This is a genomic window from Rhizobium laguerreae (assembly GCF_002008165.1).
Taxonomy (GTDB): Bacteria; Pseudomonadota; Alphaproteobacteria; order Rhizobiales; family Rhizobiaceae; genus Rhizobium; species Rhizobium laguerreae.
Genome location: NZ_MRDM01000029.1, coordinates 53,338 through 68,619 on the forward strand (window position 1 = coordinate 53,338; position 15,282 = coordinate 68,619).

The 15,282-nt window shown below is 60.6% G+C and carries 16 protein-coding genes; 11 read left to right on the forward strand and 5 right to left on the reverse strand.

Annotated features, from left to right (window positions below):
* The first annotated feature begins 1 nt into the window (after nucleotide 1).
* Genes BS630_RS27625 through BS630_RS27635 form a run of 3 tightly spaced genes read left to right on the forward strand, consistent with a single transcriptional unit; the run spans nucleotide 2 to nucleotide 2,770 of the window.
* Nucleotides 2-2,266, forward strand: coding sequence for a heavy metal translocating P-type ATPase (locus BS630_RS27625; RefSeq protein ID WP_077979927.1), 2,265 nt, complete (start codon nucleotides 2-4; stop codon nucleotides 2,264-2,266).
* The gene (gene ccoS, locus BS630_RS27630; protein WP_028740460.1) at nucleotides 2,267-2,425 is read left to right on the forward strand and encodes a cbb3-type cytochrome oxidase assembly protein CcoS; all 159 of its coding nucleotides are present in this window, start codon (nucleotides 2,267-2,269) and stop codon (nucleotides 2,423-2,425) included.
* Nucleotides 2,426-2,458: 33 nt separating this feature from the next.
* Complete coding sequence (locus tag BS630_RS27635) at nucleotides 2,459-2,770, forward strand: hypothetical protein (RefSeq protein WP_077979928.1); 312 nt, start codon at nucleotides 2,459-2,461, stop codon at nucleotides 2,768-2,770.
* A gap of 201 nt (nucleotides 2,771-2,971) precedes the next feature.
* Here BS630_RS27635 and BS630_RS27640 read toward each other — a convergent pair whose 3' ends face one another.
* A complete protein-coding gene (locus BS630_RS27640; RefSeq protein ID WP_077979929.1) occupies nucleotides 2,972-3,646 on the reverse strand; it encodes a GntR family transcriptional regulator in 675 nt (224 codons plus the stop codon).
* Between the two features lie 72 nt (nucleotides 3,647-3,718).
* The gene (locus BS630_RS27645; RefSeq protein WP_077979930.1) at nucleotides 3,719-4,387 is read right to left on the reverse strand and encodes a GntR family transcriptional regulator; all 669 of its coding nucleotides are present in this window, start codon (nucleotides 4,385-4,387) and stop codon (nucleotides 3,719-3,721) included.
* Between the two features lie 508 nt (nucleotides 4,388-4,895).
* On the opposite strand from BS630_RS27645, the gene BS630_RS27655 reads away from it, so the two are divergent.
* The 3 genes from BS630_RS27655 (at nucleotide 4,896) to BS630_RS27665 (ending at nucleotide 7,160) form a co-directional block, all read left to right on the forward strand.
* Nucleotides 4,896-5,726, forward strand: a complete 831-nt coding sequence (locus BS630_RS27655; protein ID WP_077979932.1) for an MBL fold metallo-hydrolase — start codon at nucleotides 4,896-4,898, stop codon at nucleotides 5,724-5,726.
* 160 nt (nucleotides 5,727-5,886) lie between these two features.
* Nucleotides 5,887-6,261: a GFA family protein gene (locus BS630_RS27660; RefSeq protein ID WP_077979933.1), complete on the forward strand. Its 375-nt coding sequence runs from the start codon at nucleotides 5,887-5,889 to the stop codon at nucleotides 6,259-6,261.
* 23 nt (nucleotides 6,262-6,284) lie between these two features.
* Nucleotides 6,285-7,160 carry an alpha/beta fold hydrolase gene (locus BS630_RS27665; RefSeq protein WP_077979934.1) on the forward strand — a complete coding sequence of 292 codons (876 nt, stop codon included), beginning with the start codon at nucleotides 6,285-6,287 and terminating at the stop codon, nucleotides 7,158-7,160.
* Here the strand turns inward: BS630_RS27665 and BS630_RS27670 are convergent.
* Both BS630_RS27670 and BS630_RS27675 read right to left on the reverse strand, forming a co-directional pair.
* Entirely contained in the window at nucleotides 7,117-7,902 is a 786-nt protein-coding gene (locus BS630_RS27670; protein WP_077979935.1) for a polysaccharide deacetylase family protein, read from the reverse strand. The genes BS630_RS27665 and BS630_RS27670 overlap by 44 nt on opposite strands.
* Nucleotides 7,899-8,990 carry a glycosyltransferase family 4 protein gene (locus BS630_RS27675; protein ID WP_077979936.1) on the reverse strand — a complete coding sequence of 364 codons (1,092 nt, stop codon included), beginning with the start codon at nucleotides 8,988-8,990 and terminating at the stop codon, nucleotides 7,899-7,901. The genes BS630_RS27670 and BS630_RS27675 overlap by 4 nt, the downstream gene beginning before the upstream one ends.
* Nucleotides 8,991-9,169: 179 nt before the next feature.
* On the opposite strand from BS630_RS27675, the gene BS630_RS27680 reads away from it, so the two are divergent.
* The 4 genes from BS630_RS27680 (at nucleotide 9,170) to BS630_RS27695 (ending at nucleotide 13,317) form a co-directional block, all read left to right on the forward strand.
* The gene (locus BS630_RS27680; RefSeq protein ID WP_077979937.1) at nucleotides 9,170-10,888 is read left to right on the forward strand and encodes an adenylate/guanylate cyclase domain-containing protein; all 1,719 of its coding nucleotides are present in this window, start codon (nucleotides 9,170-9,172) and stop codon (nucleotides 10,886-10,888) included.
* On the forward strand, nucleotides 10,888-11,766 hold the full coding sequence (locus BS630_RS27685) for an FkbM family methyltransferase (protein WP_077979938.1): 879 nt from the start codon (nucleotides 10,888-10,890) through the stop codon (nucleotides 11,764-11,766). The genes BS630_RS27680 and BS630_RS27685 overlap by 1 nt, the downstream gene beginning before the upstream one ends.
* A gap of 445 nt (nucleotides 11,767-12,211) precedes the next feature.
* Nucleotides 12,212-12,625 (forward strand): MbcA/ParS/Xre antitoxin family protein, encoded by a 414-nt coding sequence (locus BS630_RS27690; RefSeq protein ID WP_077979939.1) that lies wholly within the window; start codon nucleotides 12,212-12,214, stop codon nucleotides 12,623-12,625.
* Nucleotides 12,619-13,317 carry an RES family NAD+ phosphorylase gene (locus BS630_RS27695; RefSeq protein ID WP_077979940.1) on the forward strand — a complete coding sequence of 233 codons (699 nt, stop codon included), beginning with the start codon at nucleotides 12,619-12,621 and terminating at the stop codon, nucleotides 13,315-13,317. The genes BS630_RS27690 and BS630_RS27695 overlap by 7 nt, the downstream gene beginning before the upstream one ends.
* Before the next feature lie 167 nt (nucleotides 13,318-13,484).
* Here BS630_RS27695 and BS630_RS27700 read toward each other — a convergent pair whose 3' ends face one another.
* The gene (locus BS630_RS27700) at nucleotides 13,485-14,390 is read right to left on the reverse strand and encodes an NAD(P)/FAD-dependent oxidoreductase (RefSeq protein WP_077979941.1); all 906 of its coding nucleotides are present in this window, start codon (nucleotides 14,388-14,390) and stop codon (nucleotides 13,485-13,487) included.
* Between the two features lie 131 nt (nucleotides 14,391-14,521).
* Between BS630_RS27700 and BS630_RS27705 the strand changes: the two genes are divergently transcribed.
* Nucleotides 14,522-14,977: an Rrf2 family transcriptional regulator gene (locus BS630_RS27705; RefSeq protein ID WP_077979942.1), complete on the forward strand. Its 456-nt coding sequence runs from the start codon at nucleotides 14,522-14,524 to the stop codon at nucleotides 14,975-14,977.
* Nucleotides 14,978-15,282: the final 305 nt, after the last annotated feature.

The window sequence follows — 15,282 nt, forward strand, 5'->3', positions numbered from 1 at the left end:
AATGACCTGCTGTGCGTCCATTGCGTTGTCGCTCCACGAGCCCGGATCAAGAAGGCCGGGTGTGGACGAGATCGCGTTGGCAAGCAGGGATTTGGGCAATGGTCTTAGGCAGATCACGTTGTCCGTTCCGGACATGCGATGCGGTTCATGCATGGCACTTCTGGAATCGACTCTTGGCAAGCACCCCGAAGTTCACATGGCGCGCGCCAATCTCACGGCAAAGCGTGTAACCATCCATTGGCAAGCGGAAAATGGTTCGCCACCCGATTTTGCCGCTCTGATCGGAACGATCGGTTACACGGCTGTCTTGCCGGCGGAAGGCCGCGATCAACCGGACGGTGAGGTGTCAGGCCTGCTGCGCGCGCTGGCAGTCGCCGGCTTTTGCTCAATGAACATCATGGTGCTGTCGGTATCGGTCTGGGCGGGTGCGGACCCGGCAACACGTCAGACGCTCCACCTGATGTCGGCCGCGCTCGCACTACCGGCCGTGATCTACTCCGGGGCGACATTCTACCGGTCGGCGTGGCGGGCGCTCGTGCACGGTCGGGCCAACATGGATGTGCCGGTCAGCATCGGCGTGCTGCTCTCGTTCGGTCTCAGCGTATACGACACGTTCGCCGAAGGACGGCAAGCCTACTTCGAGGCCAGTACCTCGCTACTCTTCGTTTTGCTCGTCGGACGCACGCTGGATCATCTGATGCGAAGGAAGGCACACTCGGCGGCGACGGCGCTGGCCGAGATGATGCCGAAAGGCTCGAATGTGATACGCGCGGACGGACGGATCGAGTATGTTCCGCTGAACGAAATCGCGCCCGGAACCCGCACTCTGATTGCAGCCGGCGATAGAATTCCAGCCGACGGGACGATTCTCTCCGGCCAGTCGGAACTTGACCGTTCATTGCTGACGGGTGAGAGCCGTTGGGAGACGGTTGGACCGGGCGGACAGGTTCGCGCGGGAGATTTGAACGTCGGCCATCCCCTGACCGTCGAAGCCACCGCCGCACCGGGAGATTCGACCGTCGCCGAGCTGCATAGGATGTTGGAAGCCGTCGAGGACGGCCGGTCTGAATACCGGATACTCGCCGACAGGGCCGCGCGTCTCTATGCCCCCGTTATCCACGGACTGTCGGTGCTGACATTCCTTTCGTGGTTTGCGGTGACACAGGACATCCACCTCTCCCTGACGATTTCGATTTCGGTCTTGATCATTGCCTGCCCATGTGCGCTGGGGTTGGCGGTTCCGATGGTTCAGGTCGTTGCAGCACGCAGATTGTTCATCTGGGGTATCGTGGCACGGGACGGATCGGCATTGGAACGGCTGGCGGAAATCGACACCGTCGTTTTCGACAAGACCGGTACGCTGACGCAATACGAGCCGACGCTGTTGACCGGGAACTGGACCGGACCACTGGAATTTTCACTGGCTGCGTCGCTGTCGCGGTTTTCGAGCCATCCGATGTCGAGAGCGATCGCGAATTACGCCTCACGGCGTGAGTGGGAGGCCCTCGCGCTCGATGACGTCAGGGAAATACCCGGCAACGGTCTCGAGGCGTCTTTCCGAGGGGAAGTTTATCGACTTGGGCGAGCGGCATGGGCGGCGAGCGACAATGCAGATGACCTGACTGCCGCAGCTTCTACTGTCGTCCTGACGCGACAGGGAGAAATCCTCGCCTCTTTCGTTTTTGGAGAGAAGGTTCGTGCCGGGTCGGCGATGGCGGTGCAGTTCTTGAAGAGCCGCGGCATCGCCGTCGAAATGCTGACGGGCGATGTCCCCGAAGCGGCTCTTGCAGTGGCACGGGAAGTCGGCATCGACTCGGTAAAAGCAGCAGTCCTCCCCAAGGACAAGGCCGAGGCGATCGAGGCGTTGCGCAGTGTCGGTTGCAAGGTGATGATGATTGGTGACGGAATAAACGACGCGGTCGCGCTGAAGACCGCGCATGTTTCCATGGCTCCGGCGTCAGGAAGCGACATCGGTCGCAGCGCCGCCGATTTCATCCTGCTCAACGGAGACATGGACGGAATAAAGGTCGCGCTGACGACGGCGGGTCGTGCGGCCGTGCTGATCCGCCAAAATTTCGCTTTGGCTATTGTCTACAATGCGTGCAGCATTCCTCTCGCGCTGTTGGGCTATGCCAGCCCGCTCATCGCCGCGATAGCGATGTCGACATCGTCCATACTGGTCGTCGCGAATGCGATGAGGCTTGAGATCGGCGGCACGCCACCAGAGCGGGAAATGCGGCGGATAAACTGGTCGGGAGTGGGATAAATGAGCGCATTGTCGTTTCTGATACCCATAGCTCTGTTCATGGGCATCGCCGGGCTTGGCGCCTTCCTTTGGTCCCTGCGCAACGGTCAGTACGAAGATCTGGATGGCGCGGCAGAAAGGATATTGTCCGAAAAGGACGACAAGCCTCTAGGCGGCTGAAGATCGATCGTAAATGCTTTGAAGGAGGGTCGAATGGAAGACACGGATAGTCAGTCTCCGCCGGTTGAACATCATGCCGCCCAAGCGTCACGCATCCGTAACATTGACCCATCAGAGGCTGTGACGGGGGTTGCCATTGTCTTGGGCATCCTTGGCGGAGCACTCGGCGTCGTTTGCACGTTGTTCTTGGCCGATGCATCCAGTGTTGGCTCCTGGATCGCCTACTGCCTCATTGCGGCGTTGGCGGGCGGCTCTGCAGGGATCGTCGTTGGCGGAATGTTTGGAGCTATTTTCGGGGTAATCAGGGGAGTGACGATACCCGCGCGCTGGGATCACAAGAGCTAAAGAGGTCAACCCGTTTGTGCGGTACGAGTGAGTCGGAATTGAAGAAGGGTTTCTTTGACCGAGGCAAATGCGTGGTGCGGGTGCCACGGTTTTGAGACCTTGATCTAAATCTCATATGGCGGAGGTTGCCGTTCGAGGCCTAGTCCGAAAACGATAGCTCTTGGCAGTTGATCCCAGATTATAGGTCCTGACCCTAGAGAATCAGAGAATGCGGCCGCTCTTCAGCACATGTTCGACGCCGCTTTGAACGTGCCGTCTGACGACGTCGGTCGCACCAGCGACGTCGCGCCGGATGGAAAGCTCAAACAAAAGCCTGTGGTCATCGACGACGGGCTTGCCGCGAAAACTTTCGGCCAGCATATGGTAGCGGAGAAAGCGGTCGAAGACGGACGACAATGTCGCCATCAGCGTCGCTGAATTGCAGGCCGAGACGATCGCCTGATGGAACTCCCAGTCGTATCGGACCCAGTCAACGGTCCGCGAGACGTCGCCCGCGAGAAGCTTGCGTTCAGCGGCAGCCAGCCTGTGATGGGCGGCGACGATGCGCCCTTCCCATTCGAGATTTCCGGCAGCGAAGGCAAGGCCGATCGCATGTGTTTCCAGAACGATCCGGAGGTCGGCGAGTTCGAGGAGTTCGCGGCGCGAAGCGGGGCTGACTTCGAAACCACGCTGCCCCTCGGCGACGACGAGGTTTTCCGTGGTCAGGCGGCTCAGGATTTCGCGCAGCGATGAAATGCCGATGGAGTAACGCTCCTTTGCCTGCTCCAGCTTGATCTTGGCCCCCGGCGGCAATGTCCCCGATATGATATCCTCGCGGATCTGCCGGAAGACGACATCGCTTACTGTTTCAGCCGGATCGTGGACTTGCTTGAGCATGGCTTTTCCTGGTTCGCCGAAATGCAATTTATGTGGTGGACCTAAAGCTCGAGAAAAACGTCGGGATCATTTCTATTTCAGCGTCCCTCTCGCCAGCGCATGTTCGACCCCGCCTTGAATATGCAGGACAAGCACCCGCTTGGCCGTCTCTGCGTCACGTCGCAATGCCGCATCCAAAAGCTGCTGATGTTCATTGGCCGCGACATCGCCTCGATAGGACAAGGCAACCATCTGATATCTGAGATATCTGTCGAAGATCACCGAATGCGTCTCCATCAGCAATTTCGACCCGCAGGCGGATATCAGTGCTTGATGGAACTCCCAGTCGTAGCGCTTCCAGTCCTCGGCCCGGCTGGTGTCGCCGGAGGCCATCACCTGTTCCATCCGCGCCAATTTGTAATGCGCCGAGACCAGCGGTGCCTCCCACTCCACATCTCCATGCACGAAGGACTGCTCCAGCGCATGTGTTTCCAGCAGAAGCCTCAGCGCCGCCGTCTCCTTGAGGTCTGAAACCGACACGGGGGACACTTCGAAACCTTTCTGCCCCTCCGCGAGGACAAGTCCCTCGGAAGACAGCCGGTTCAGCACTTCCCGAAGTGTGCTGATGCTGGTCTCGTAGGCCTCCTTCAGGCTTTCCAGCTTCAATTTTTGTCCGGGAGCCAGCCGGCCAAAAATGATGTCGGCCCGAATGCGCCTGTAGCTGCTCTCGGCAATGGTCTCGTTGATAGCCGGCTGCAACATGGCGATTCTCTTATATTTCCTGTATCGTCTGATATATCGCTTTCTGGCATTCTCAATCAAGGAAACATTCGCAGGATGGGAACTCCATTTTCCTCAGATGATGCGGGTTTTCCCAGAGAACGCGGAGGTCGGGTCGGCAGGGCCTGAACACAATAAACGTGCCCCATGCTTGCGAGCGCCTGACCCTTTGGCGCCAGTTTTCGTGCTGCTCTTTGAATTCGACTTTCGGCTAAACTTGGCGACAATTGTTTTTTCAATCGCGCGCAACCATCTTATAGGCATGACTTACGGGAAAATGTCCCCACCCTCAGCAGCGCGTTTACCGAAAACCAACCATACTGGCTTGCTTTCCGAGCCGAAAGCCGATTGCTTAGGAAAATCTACTTCTTCTTCCGCTAGCGGTTGGGAGAATACAAAGGGGAACAGACAAACCCGTGGAATTCTGCTGCTTCGCATAGAGACGAACTATGACTACGATGGCGATGCGGGAAGGCCGGTTTGAAGAACGATGACGACAGAACTGTTTCAGGTAAAATTTTGGGGCGTCCGCGGCAGTATTCCCGTGTCAGGTCCCGAGTTCGATCGCTACGGCGGTAACACCTCCTGCATCGAGATTCGCTGCGGAGAACATCGGATGATCTTCGACGCAGGCTCCGGCCTGCGCGAGGCCGGGCTGTCGATGCTCGCCGACAGCGTCAGCGACGTCGACCTGTTTTTCAGCCACTGCCATTACGATCACATCATCGGCCTGCCTTTCTTCAAGGCAATCTATTATCCGTCGATCAACGTCAACATCTGGTCCGGCCATCTCGATGGCAAGATGAGCACCCGGGAAATGGTCGAGCAGTTCATCAGCCCGCCCTGGTTTCCGGTCAAGACAGATATCTGTCAGGCGACGATGAATTTCAGCGATTTTCATGCCGGTCAGGTGCTGAACCCGCGCCCGGGCATCGAGATCAAGACCTTCATGCTGAACCATCCAGGTGGGGCGATTGGTTACCGCATTGAATGGCAGGGCCGTTCGATCGCTCTTATCTACGATATAGAACACACACCCGGCTCCTACGATCCGGTCGCGCTCGAGATGATGCAGGACGCTGATCTCGTCGTCTACGATTGCACCTACAATGAAGACGAGATGCAGCGTTTCAAGGGCTTCGGCCATTCGACCTGGCAGCATGGCACCGAGCTTGCGAAGATGGCAGGCGCCAAGCGCTTCGCGCTCTTTCACCACGCCCCTTCCCGGACGGACGAGCAGCTGGCGCAGATGGAAGCGCAGGCCCAGGTCGCCTTCCCCGAATCTTTTGCCGCGCGCGACAATCAGGTCGTGGTGATCTAGCAAGCCGCTGAAGGCCGCCCGCCTTCGTCTTGTGCAGTCCGAAGCTCTTCGGCAGAGAGCCTATCGATCGGACTGAGCAGGCTTGCGACGTCTCGAGGGAACAGATGCGGGGCCAGACCGTTTTCCCGGCAGCGCAAAATCAACGAAAACAGGCTCAGTCATGACCGTGCTTTCCGGAAAGTGTCTCTGTGGGCAGGTGCGCATTTCCGTCCGAGGCGAACCCTTACGCGTTGGGATCTGTCATTGCACGGACTGTCGGCGCGAAAGCGGTTCGGCCTTTACCTTCTATGGCATCTGGCCGGCCGCCCAATTCGAACATTCAGGGCAAACCGCCGCGTTTCAAGGTCGGAATTTCTGCACAAGTTGCGGTTCGCGCCTGTTTTCCGCCGATGATCATGAGGCCGAAATCAAGCTTGGCATCCTCTCCGAGGCGCCGACGCCGCTTGTGCCGAGCTACGAACTCTGGATCAAACGCCGCGAGCCGTGGCTGCGGCCGGTCGAAGGCGCCGAGCAGTATGACGAAGACCGAAAATAAAGAACGGTTCCGAGGAGGTTGCCGTGGCCACTCTTGTCCGACATCGCTGGATGACTGTTGCCGGCGTCGAAACATTTTACCGCGAGGCCGGCCGGGAAGATGCGCCGGTGTTGTTGCTGCCGCATGGATATCCCTGCTCATCCTATGAATTTCGCAATCTCATGCCGCGCCTTGCCGACCGCTGGCGCCTGATTGCGCCGGATTTCCCGGGTGCGGGCTACAGCGGCACGCCTGACGATTTCGACTACAGCTTCGATGGATACGCTGCCTGGCTGGAGGCCTTTGTCGCTGCGATGAATCTCGACCGGTTCGTCCTCTACCTCCACGATTTCGGCTCGCCGATCGGTGCCCGGTTGGCGATCAGCGCCCCACAGCGCATCGCGGGGCTGATCATCCAGAACGGCGATATCCCCTATGAGGATGCCCTTGGACCGAAATATGCGGATATCGAAGCGACGTGGACGCTTCCGAGATCGGAGATGAGGAAGGCGCTGGCGGAGGCAATCAGCGAGGAGACTTTCAAGGAGGAGTTCCTCAACGATCTGCCGCCTCCGCTCACCGATACGATTCCGCCCGATCTCTGGAAGCTGCATTGGTCGCTGATCACGCCTCGGCGCAAGGAAATCGCCACGGACCTGATCGCCGGACTGAAGGAGAACCGGGCCTGGTTTCCCGAACACCGCAAATACCTCAGCGAATACCGGCCGCCCACCTTGATCGTCTGGGGTCCGAACGACCACTACATGCCGGAAAAATCGGCGCGGGCCTATCTGCGCGATCTGCCGGATGCCGAACTCCATCTGCTCGGCGGCGGCCACTGGCTGCTCGAGACGCATCTCGACGACGTCGTGGCACTCATGCGCGAGTTCCTTGAACGGGTTCACGCGCCTGAGCCTTGAGAAGTGCCGACGCCGGCGACCAGCAGACGGCGGGATGCGGGGCCGTCATCGCAAACAAGGCTGACAGAAAATCCCATGCGGCCGCGTCATGCACCAGGTGGTGCGTGAGCACGCCGATCGGCTCGTCGCTGCCGGCAAACCGGTCGTCAAGCTCCGCCACCAGTTCGGCCACCAATTCCGCCTCGCTCCGTCCGCCGCGCGTGCCGTGCCAGTCGATGATGTCGACATGGGTGTTGAGCAGCGGCATCGGCCCATCCTGCTTTGCCCGCCCATAGACTGAAAGGGCAGCAAATCCGAGGCCGGGCAGCGCCGGGATCAGGGTCGCATCGATCCGGTTCCACGGCGGCACCAGCACTGGCAGGAAGCGAGCCGGATGCAGCCGCTCCAGCAACCGGAACCCTTCGCCCAATTCGCCGAGCACAGCCCCCGCCGGCCGGTCGCCGCCGAGTTCCTGCTTCTTCCGCTCCGGCCCCGCGTAATTCGTATGAGACCAACCATGCACCGAGACCGCGACGCCCGCCTCCTCCGCCAGCCGCAGGGCCAGGGCCTCGCCGGTCAGGCCGGGAATGACGGCAAGCGCCAGCGGCACCCCGGATTCGCCAGTCAGCGCCAGCAGCGTCTCCAGATCAGGCGTCGGCTCGACGGCGTCGTCATCCCGCAGCCAGAACCGCGCCACGCGGCCGGCGGCCTGCCAGCGGTCAAGCTCGCGGTGCAGGGGGTCCCAGGCTATCCCGTCGCTCATCGCGTCACTCCTGTTGCTGCATTGTCCCGCAAAATTCCGTTCAAGTCCTGCGCCGCCATCGCAAGCGAGCGTTGCCCAAGCACCAAGCGCCGCGCCGCCTGCGCCATGGCGTCGCGCCTCTGCCTGTCGTCAAGCAGGGCAGCCACGGCCTCGGCATAGGCGGCGACATCGCCATCCGGCGTCAGCAGGCCGGTTACGCCAGCCTCGACCACCGCGGGCACGCCCGCCGTTTCCTGCGCGACGACGGGCAGGCCGGCGGCCTGGGCCTCCAGATAGGCAAGACCATAGGCCTCGCCGCAGCCGGGCCAGACATAGAGGTCGCCGCGTCCGAGCAATGCGGCGATCTCGACGGCATTGCGCTCACCCAGCCATTCGATGCGACCGGGAAGACCAGCAAACAGCGCCTGCACCTCCTGGCGCATCGGCCCATCGCCGATGACGGCAAGCGTCCAGGGCCGGTCTTCGATCAGTCGCACCGCCTTTGCGAGCATCGCATAACTGTCCATCTTGTCGCCGGCCCGCATCATCGCGACCGTCATCAGCCGGCGCGGACCGGGTACCGGCGACGCCTTTTCGAACAACGCCGTGTCGATGAAGGGTTTCAGCCCGGCAAGCCGCGCTTGCGGAAAGGCGGCGGCAAGCCCAGCCTGATCGCGTTCGGTGAAGCTGATATTGACCGCCGCCTGCATGATCGCCTCACCCACCAGCTTCTGGGCAGTGGCCCAGCCGGTCCGGTCGCGTTTTGCCGCATAGGAGGCTTCGGCGGTGACATAGGGAATGGCGAATTCGGCGGAGATAACAGGCCCGAACGGATCGGGCGATTTGTAATAGGGGTGGTAGCAGAACCAGAGTTCCGGCCGCGGCGCGGATTGCCATGCCAGCCGCAGCCGCTGCAGTTCGGCGCCGGTGGCGGGTTCGAGCGCCGCTGCCGCCTCCGGTGTCGTCGCATAGGTGCGGAATTCGGAGGCGATGTCGACCTCATGCCCGCCAAGCTCCAGCGCCCGGATCAACAGCCGCGCCATCAGCCGGTCGCCTGAGGGCACCGGATGGTTCGGCGATTTCATCGGCGCGTAGAAAGCCACCCGCATTGGCACACCTCAGGTAAGACACACTGTTTACAACTTTCGCGCCGGTCGGGAAAATTCCGCTATTGTCCCTTTGCCGAAAACTTGCGCATAAACATATGGAATGTGATCGCGATCGAAGCAATTCCGCCTCTTTGCCAATCTCTATGGGCGTGCGGTTACATCGACAAGAACGGGAATGAATGACGACGGTCTCGGCCACAGGGATTTTTTCGGAGCGTACGATCAGAAGGGCGAGGCTCGGTTCCGGCCTCGTCATTTTTGTCTTCGTCCTGCTGCATTTGTCGAACCATGCGATTGGCCTGATTTCCGTCGCCGCCGCCGACAAGGCCGCCCATCTTTTCCTGGCGGTCTGGCGTAATCCCCTGGGGACCGCCGTCTTCTATTCGTCGGTGCTCATCCATATCGCGCTGGTGCTGCGCGCCATATACATGCGCCGCAGCCTGGTGATGCCGAAGGGGGAAATGGCCCAGATCGTGCTCGGCCTGATGATCCCGCTGCTTCTCTTCGATCATGTCATCGGCACGCGCATCGCCCACGAGTTCTACGGCTACATTGACGACTACGAGACGGTCGTCGGTTCGCTGTGGATCAAATCTCCGGCGAATGGCGCGCGGCAGGCGCTCGCCCTCGTCGCCGTCTGGATCCACGGCTGCATCGGCATCCATTTCTGGCTGCGCTACCGCTCCTGGTATCCGGACTTCGCACCGCTCATGCTGGCGCTCGCCATCCTCGTGCCGGTGCTCGCGCTGCTGGGCTTCGTCGAAATGGGCCGGACGCTCGCCGACCCTTCCTACCAGCAGTCAATGACGGTCAGCACTTACAAGGAGGGCGTCAACACCCGTTACGCCTCGAACCCGGAAGTTCACCGTCAGATCGCCATGATCCGCGCCGGGCTCTACGGCGCCTTCTCGGCCTCGCTGCTCATCGTCGTCGCCGCCCGCGCCCGGCGCAAGCTGAAGGAGCGGCTCGACCAGGTCACCGTGAATTATCCGGGCGGCGAGGTCATCCGTGTGCCGCGCGGCTTCTCGGTGCTGGAAGCGAGCCGGCTCGGCGGGCTGCCGCATTATGCCGTCTGCGGCGGCAAGGGCCAGTGCTCCACCTGCCGCGTGCAGATCCTTGGCGATTACGAAAGCCTGCCTGGCCCCGACAAGATGGAACAGACGACGCTGAAGCGCATCAATGCCGGCCCGGATGTCCGGCTCGCCTGTCAGCTTCGTCCGAACCGCGATGTTGCCGTCGCGCCGCTTCTCGTACCGGCGATCGAAGCGGCCCTTCCCGCCAACAGCCAGGAGACGAGCCCCGGGCGCGAGCGCGAGATCGCTGTGCTCTTCGTCGATATCCGCCATTTCACCACGCTCACGGAAACCCGCCTGCCCTTCGACGTGGTCTTCCTGCTGAACCGCTATTTCGCCATCATCGGCAAGGCGGTGGAGCAGTCGGGCGGGCGGCTCGACAAGTTCATCGGCGACGGCGCCATGGCGCTCTTCGGCCTCAACACCGCACCGGAGGAAGCCTGCCGCCAGGCGCTTAACGCGGCGGCATCGATCGTCGCCGAGATCGAGAAACTGGCCGCCGAGCTGGCCGACGAACTGGCGCTGCCGCTGCGCATCGCGATTGGCATTCACACCGGCCCGGCCGTCGTCGGCACGATGGGATACGGCCGGGTGCGCAGCATGACGGCGATCGGCGATACCGTGAATGTTGCGAGCCGGCTCGAGACCGCCGCCAAGGAGTTCGAGGCGGCGATCGTCATCTCCGAACCGGTGGCGAGCCTTTCGGGTGCTGATCTTTCCGGCATCGAAAGCCGTGAAATCAGTGTGCGCGGCCGGGCGCTGCCCTTGAAAGTTTACGTGATTCCGAGAGAGAAAGCGGCAGAACCGCTCGAAGGAAAAACCTGATGCCCGGCAAGCCCTGGCTGACCGCCAAATACTGGAGCCGCCGGCTGCGCAAGGCGCGCAATGCGGCCGCTTCGCGCTTCTTCGACACCCGCTTCGGCCGCCGCCTGCTGATCGAGAATATCGGCCCGCGCGTCGTCTCGATGACGGTCGATGCCGGCGACCATCTCATGACCTTCTCTCCCGCCGACTATATCGGCCGCAAGGTGTTCCGGAAGGGCCATTTCGAGCGCGAGGCCGTCGACCGGCTGATCGTCATCCTGCGCGAGCGCGGCCTTTTGCGAAAGAACGCAACGCTGCTCGAGATCGGCGGCAATATCGGCACCCAGACCGTCTATTTCGCGCTCAGCGACACTTATGCCCATATGATCAGCATCGAGCCCGATCCACGCAATTTCCCGCTGCTTCAACTTAACATCCGCCAGAACCGGCTGGAGGAGAAGGTCCGGCTCGTCAACTGCGCCGCCGGCGAGTACGAAGGCGAGATCGACTTTTTTCTCAACCTCAACAACCACGGCAAGAGCAGCGCCATCCGCCAAAGCCCGACAGACAAGAAGATCAGCGTGCCGGTGAAACCGGTTTCCGAGATCCTTGCCGGTCTTTCGATCGACCCGGCCGTAATCGGCCTCGTCTGGATGGACATCGAGGGCTACGAGCCGGTCGCCTGCCGGTCGATGCAGCCGCTGCTTGCCCGCCGCGTGCCGCTCTACATGGAATTCACGCCGCTCTTCTACGGGCGTGAGGGAACGAAGGCCTTCGTCGGCATGCTGTCGGGTTTCTACGAGGACTGCCTCGTCCTCTTCGAAGACCGCGAGGTGGAGATGAAGGTTCGCGACCTGCCGGGCGATGTCGATCAGTACAACGTGCTGTTCCTACCTTGAAGTGGGTCGCAATCTTTCAGGCTCGCTTGCCGCGCTTTAGGTCATCGATTTTGCGCATTTCATAATCGCGAAGTCCAAGTAACACTTTCGCGCGACCCGCCCTAGATTTTTGATCGCGAAATGCACGCAATATTGGTATCGCCAGGCGTTCCACGCGGAAAACTTACTCAAAGGGTGCCCGGCCAGCGACTGGATACGAAAGCATCCTAACGACCATATTTTGATCAGCAGCGGATGGTCACGCCCCGGCGTCAATAGTGATCCATCCGAGCGCCTTGTAACACCCACCTCATCATGCGCCGCATTCACAACCAGCCTGTTGACGCCATGAGATGAAGCGAAGGCTTGAGCGTTCGGCCAGTCTCTTTGCTGTCCATGTGATGCGAGAATTGGATTTGCCAATTGGCAACAATATGCTATCTTTCTGCCAGAAAGAGAGGATGCCATGCGGCTTCAACCTGTTGCTTCGACTCCCTTTAACAGAACATCGGCTGAAATCACCGATTTGGAAGCAGGGGCGCTCGCCCGCACGACGGTAAACCTCTTCAATGCCTGGAAGCTCACGGAGGCCCAGGCTTGCACCTTGCTCGGAGGTTTGTCAGCCCGCACATGGGCACGGTGGAAAGAAGGCAAGGTGGGACGTGTCGATCGGGACCTGAAAATGCGGATGGCTCACCTGATGGGTATCCACAAGGGAGTGCGACATCTGTTTAAGGATCCATCAAGGGGATATGAGTGGATCAAAGCACCCAATACGGCCTTTGGCGGCAAGTCGGCACTGGACGTGATGCTTCAGGGCGAGCTGTCTGATCTTGCCGTGATGCGTGAATGGCTCGATGCGGAACGGAGCGCATGGTAAGTGGCCTTGCTGTCCGCGCCCATGTACAGTGGCCTAAAACCTACCGCATCATTAGATCGATCCATCCGCCAATCGATTTGTTCGAGGACATCGCCGACCCCCGCGACTGGGAGGCCCTTGTGGCCGTCGAGGCGAAAACCAATCCGCGCATTCGATTTGAGGTGGGCGATCTTGGAAAGGTGCCCGCGAACCGTCGCGTTTCGGGCACCGGCGCTAGTTATGTAATGGCCCCCTTCGTCCATTGCTCAACGGGGCGGCCGGGACGCTTCACGGACGGAAGCTATGGTATCTACTATGCAGGCGAAAGTGAAGAAGTCGCTGTCGCCGAAACAATACATCATCATCAGAAGTTCATGAGCTCAACGCCCCAACGTCCCGGGTGGACATCGGACTTTCGTGTCCTGGTGGGCAGCGTGGACCGAGGACTAGACGACGTGAACGCGGTGCCTGGCGCCCTGCATCCGGACGATTACACCGCTTCCCAGATCGAGGGACGCGAACTTCGTGCAGCGGGAAGCGATGGTCTCTTGTGGAACAGCGTTCGAATGCCCGGGCAACGTTGTATCGGCATTTTCTGGCCGGACGCCATCGCCATTCCTGTGCAAGGGCGGCATTACTGCTATCACTGGAACGGCATGCGGGTGGATTTCGTGCGTCAGTACGACACCGGGGCGGTACTGGCGGTAACTTAACCGGTAGCTGTGGCAATTGCTCCATATTGCCGGATTTGTGTGTTCGAGCGGTAATCAGGCGGTTCCGCGCCGCATGAAAGCAAAAGCGTTGAGATTTTCAGTTCGGCTAAGCGATGGGACCTGACCTGCTGGGGGAACTTTCACCCGCTTGACGTGCTGTTTCCGCCTTATGCGGCCGACGACATGACCAGCGACTGATGGCAGTGCACGCCGGCGAGCACGCCTGAGGCGGAGGCGAGCGTGGCATTGTGCATGGCGCTAGCCGCATCGCCGGCGGCAAAGACACCCTTGACGGTGGTTTCCTTGTTGTCGGCGACCCGAATGATTGGCCCGAACGGGCCGTCGTCGAAGGCGCAGCCGAGCTGTTCGGCAACCGGGCTCGCCATCGTCGTTTTCGGCGCGACGAAGACGGCATCGAGCGGCACGATGCGGCCATCGGCGAGGCGAACCGCCTCAAGCTTCGGATTGTCGCCCAACAATTCCACGATAGGGCTGCGTTCGATCCGGACGCCACGGGCCGTCAGCTTCACCAATTGCTCTTCATCGGGCTCGAACAGCGCCTGGGTGAAAAAGGTCGTTGCGCCCCAATCCGGGATCATCATGGCAGAATGGGCCGAATGCGGATGGTTTCCGAGAACGCCGAGCTTGCCGCCACCGACCTCAAAACCGTGGCAATAGGGGCAGTGCAGCGCCGAGCGGCCCCATCGCTCCTTGAGGCCGGGGATTTCGGGCAGCGTGTCGCTGACGCCGGTTGCAAGCACGATGCGCGCAGCTCGTTCTTCGCCGCCGTCTTCGGTGCCGACGATGAACGCGTCACCATCGCTGTGCGCTCGGACGACTTTTCCCTCGCGGATGGCGATGGTCGGATAAAGCGAAAGCTGCCGCTTTCCCTCCTGCATGATCGCGGCCGGTGTTTGGCCGTCCTGCCCCAAGAACCCATGCGAGGCTTCAGAAAACCGGTTGCGCGGCGCGCCGGCATCGACGAGCAGCACGCGCAGCCGTGCCCGGACCAGCTGCATCGCTGCCGACAAGCCGGCGAAATTTCCGCCGATGACGATGGCTTCAAACGACATGGAACTCTCCCTTGATATCGAACTCATGACTCAACATAAGTTACATGACACGCCGGCGTCAAGCATCATGTTACTTGTCTTGTTACAAGCCGCTTGCGATAATGACCCGCCCAATCGACAGGAAGAGAACGATGCGCAATGACAGCCGCCTTTCACGCATGCTGCACGTGCTGATCCACATGGATAAGCACCAGCATTCGGCGACCTCCGATATGATCGCGAAAATGCTGAACACCAATCCCGTCGTCGTGCGCCGCACCATGGCCGGCCTTCGCGAACAGGGTTACGTCCGCTCCGAAAAAGGCCATGGCGGCGGCTGGACTCTGGTGCGTCCCTTGTCTGAGATCACCCTGCTCGATGTCTACCGCGCCATCGGCGAACCGCATCTCTTCGCCATTGGCCCGGCCGACGACCAGCCGCAATGCCTGGTGGAACAGGCGGTGAATGTCGCTCTCGGCGACGCGATGAAGGAGGCCCAGGCCCTGCTGTTGCAGCGGTTGGACAGCGTGACGCTCGACAAGATCGCCGCCGACTTCGAAGAAAAACTGACCGCCCGCCCCGCCACATCCTATTCCTGCGCCTCATGAGCGGGGTGACCCGCGGTAGAGGAAATAACGGCCTTTCTTGATGCCGTTTTCGGCGGACGGGCCGGCCGAACCCTCTCTTCGCAACCGCACAAGCTGTGTCGTTTCCGCATCACCTTCCGTAAGGTTGCAAATATCCGCTTGGCAATGGCGAATTGCTTCGGTACAAAACGCTCACCGCTTTAGTTCGAACATAGGGAGGCGTTGCATGACACCAGCAATCATCGAAACCTTCCCGCACGGAATGTCCCGACACTAGGTCATTTCCATTCGCGGCCCGCCTCGCGCGCCCGAAATTCGGTTTTCCC

Coding starts and splice junctions, on each gene's coding strand:
- BS630_RS27690 (WP_077979939.1), top strand. CDS start 12,212: ATGCGGCTTCAACCTGTTGCTTCGACTCCCTTTAACAGAACATCGGCT.
- BS630_RS27705 (WP_077979942.1), top strand. CDS start 14,522: ATGCGCAATGACAGCCGCCTTTCACGCATGCTGCACGTGCTGATCCAC.
- BS630_RS27655 (WP_077979932.1), top strand. CDS start 4,896: ATGACGACAGAACTGTTTCAGGTAAAATTTTGGGGCGTCCGCGGCAGT.
- BS630_RS27685 (WP_077979938.1), top strand. CDS start 10,888: ATGCCCGGCAAGCCCTGGCTGACCGCCAAATACTGGAGCCGCCGGCTG.
- BS630_RS27670 (WP_077979935.1), bottom strand. CDS start 7,902: ATGAGCGACGGGATAGCCTGGGACCCCCTGCACCGCGAGCTTGACCGC.
- BS630_RS27695 (WP_077979940.1), top strand. CDS start 12,619: ATGGTAAGTGGCCTTGCTGTCCGCGCCCATGTACAGTGGCCTAAAACC.
- BS630_RS27640 (WP_077979929.1), bottom strand. CDS start 3,646: ATGCTCAAGCAAGTCCACGATCCGGCTGAAACAGTAAGCGATGTCGTC.
- BS630_RS27645 (WP_077979930.1), bottom strand. CDS start 4,387: ATGTTGCAGCCGGCTATCAACGAGACCATTGCCGAGAGCAGCTACAGG.
- BS630_RS27700 (WP_077979941.1), bottom strand. CDS start 14,390: ATGTCGTTTGAAGCCATCGTCATCGGCGGAAATTTCGCCGGCTTGTCG.
- ccoS (WP_028740460.1), top strand. CDS start 2,267: ATGAGCGCATTGTCGTTTCTGATACCCATAGCTCTGTTCATGGGCATC.
- BS630_RS27675 (WP_077979936.1), bottom strand. CDS start 8,990: ATGCGGGTGGCTTTCTACGCGCCGATGAAATCGCCGAACCATCCGGTG.
- BS630_RS27660 (WP_077979933.1), top strand. CDS start 5,887: ATGACCGTGCTTTCCGGAAAGTGTCTCTGTGGGCAGGTGCGCATTTCC.
- BS630_RS27680 (WP_077979937.1), top strand. CDS start 9,170: ATGACGACGGTCTCGGCCACAGGGATTTTTTCGGAGCGTACGATCAGA.
- BS630_RS27625 (WP_077979927.1), top strand. CDS start 2: ATGACCTGCTGTGCGTCCATTGCGTTGTCGCTCCACGAGCCCGGATCA.
- BS630_RS27635 (WP_077979928.1), top strand. CDS start 2,459: ATGGAAGACACGGATAGTCAGTCTCCGCCGGTTGAACATCATGCCGCC.